This window comes from Nocardia amamiensis, from assembly GCF_015477605.1.
Classification (GTDB): Bacteria; Actinomycetota; Actinomycetes; order Mycobacteriales; family Mycobacteriaceae; genus Nocardia; species Nocardia amamiensis_A.
Genome location: NZ_JADLQX010000126.1, coordinates 1 through 1,887, shown reverse-complemented (window position 1 = coordinate 1,887; position 1,887 = coordinate 1). Strand labels below are relative to the sequence as shown.

Genomic DNA, 1,887 nt, shown 5'->3' with positions numbered 1-1,887 from the left:
CGTACGGAGAATTGCCAGATCGGGGTGTTTCTGGCGTACGCGTCCAAGCACGGCCACGCTCTGATCGACCGTGAACTCTATGTTCCCGAGTCGTGGACAGCGGATCGAGACCGCTGTCGCGCCGCCGGGATCCCCGACGAGGTCGGGTTCGCGACCAAAGCGCGGCAGATGATCGCCATGCTGGAACGGACCCTCTCCGCGGGGGTGTCGTTCGCGTGGTTCACAGCTGATGAGGTCTACGGACAGGCTCCCTACCTGCGGAACTGGCTCGAGGACCAGGACGTGTCGTATGTGATGGCCACCCGCTGTGACCACCAGTTGACCACCCGCGCCGAGCGCACCGCCCGCGCCGACGAGCTGATCGCCGACCTCGCCGCGGCGAAATGGCAGCGACTGTCGGTCGGGGCCGGCGCGCACGGGCCCCGCGAATATGACTGGGCCCGGCGGCCGATCGAGGGGACCTGGGCTCGCGGGCGCGGGCACTGGCTGCTGGCACGCCGCGCGCTGAGTCCGAACAGCAAGGGCGAGTATGAGATCGCCTACTACATCTGCTACGGCCCGCACCGGTCCCGGCTGGTCGACCTGGCGTGGGTCGCGGGGTCGCGCTGGCATGTGGAGGAAGCATTCCAGCAGGCCAAGGGCGAAGCCGGGCTGGATCACTACCAGGTCCGCAAATGGCGCGCCTGGTACGCCCACATCACCCTGTCGATGCTCGCGGCGGCATGGCTCGCTGCAACGAAAACCCTTGCTGCAAAAGGGGACCCAGCGACCTCGACGAAGGCATGATCGCACTCACACTACCCGAGATCCGCCGCCTGCTCATCGCGTTCGTGCTGACCCGGCTCAATCCCGCCCACCACATCTGGGGCTGGTCGCTTTGGCGACGCCGCCGACAACACCAAGCCCGCCTGAGCCACTACAAACGGCGAGGACGCCCGCTCGTGTGACCGCCGTGCGGCGTCAATCGGCAACGCGGCGATGGGATCGGCAGAATCGGCCGCTGGTGCCATTGGTTCGGTCTATGAACACCGTTGCGCATGACAATCTTTCGCACGTCTTCACCCGCCGCCACCCGTCGGCTGCGATCAGGCCGGCCAAGCTCAGCAGGCATGTTGCCACCGTTTCAGGAGTGCCGGCTGCCACGAGGACCCAGCCCTGGGCAACCCGACGCACCCGCACGGTAGTGCCGGTCGCTTCCAATCGCTCATTGAGTAGCCCGGTGGCATCATCGACGTCGCCGCGCGCCGCCGTGGACAGCATCGCCCACACCCCAAGATCACGCGTCGCGAGCCGTTCGAGCGCCGACAAGCCCGGTTCCAGGGCGGCGAAGTGCGGAACCGGTGAAGACGGCCGGCTTTGCCGAAGTCCCATCACCCCTCAGCTCGCGACGCGCACGCCCATCGAGCGCGCCGTGCCCGCAACGATGCGCATCGCGACCTCGACATCAGAGGTGTTCAGGTCGGGCAGCTTGCGCTGCGCGATGGCACGCAACTGCTGCCGAGTGAGCGATCCGCAGCTGTCATGGCCTGGTCGGCTCGATCCTTGCGACCCGCCCAGCGCCGTCCGGATCAGCGCCGAGGTCGGCGGCGTCTTCAGCCGCATCGACCATTTCCGATCCGGAGTGAAGGTTACGACCGCCGGAATGATCTCCCCGCGAGAGGATGCGGTGAGCGCGTCGTACTCCTTCTTGACCGCGAACGGTGGGATCCCGGTCGGACCCAGCATCTTGCCCAGTTCAACCATCGACGCGTTCCCGGCGTCCAGGTGCATGGTCACCGTTCGCGTCTGCTTGACCGGATTCTTCGACATACACAAGACGCTAAAAATTGACGTTACGTAAAAGTCAAGTCCGACCACGATCCCATCAAACCGAGTGCAGTTGCAGTA

General features: G+C 65.9%; 4 protein-coding genes. 2 read left to right on the top strand and 2 right to left on the bottom strand.

Annotated elements, in window-relative coordinates; translation table 11 throughout:
• Both IU459_RS37010 and IU459_RS37005 read left to right on the top strand, forming a co-directional pair.
• On the top strand, positions 1 to 786 hold a 786-nt coding region (locus IU459_RS37010; protein WP_195134235.1), incomplete at its 5' end, for an IS701 family transposase.
• The gene (locus tag IU459_RS37005; protein ID WP_195134234.1) at positions 783 to 947 is read left to right on the top strand and encodes a hypothetical protein; all 165 of its coding nucleotides are present in this window, start codon (positions 783 to 785) and stop codon (positions 945 to 947) included. The genes IU459_RS37010 and IU459_RS37005, both read left to right, overlap by 4 nt.
• A 13-nt stretch (positions 948 to 960) precedes the next feature.
• Here the strand turns inward: IU459_RS37005 and IU459_RS37000 are convergent, their stop codons facing one another.
• The gene (locus tag IU459_RS37000) at positions 961 to 1,371 is read right to left on the bottom strand and encodes a hypothetical protein (protein ID WP_195134233.1); all 411 of its coding nucleotides are present in this window, start codon (positions 1,369 to 1,371) and stop codon (positions 961 to 963) included.
• 6 nt (positions 1,372 to 1,377) lie between these two features.
• Positions 1,378 to 1,887, bottom strand: a 510-nt coding sequence (locus IU459_RS36995; protein WP_228839045.1) for an uL11 family ribosomal protein, incomplete at its 5' end; no start/stop codon positions are given.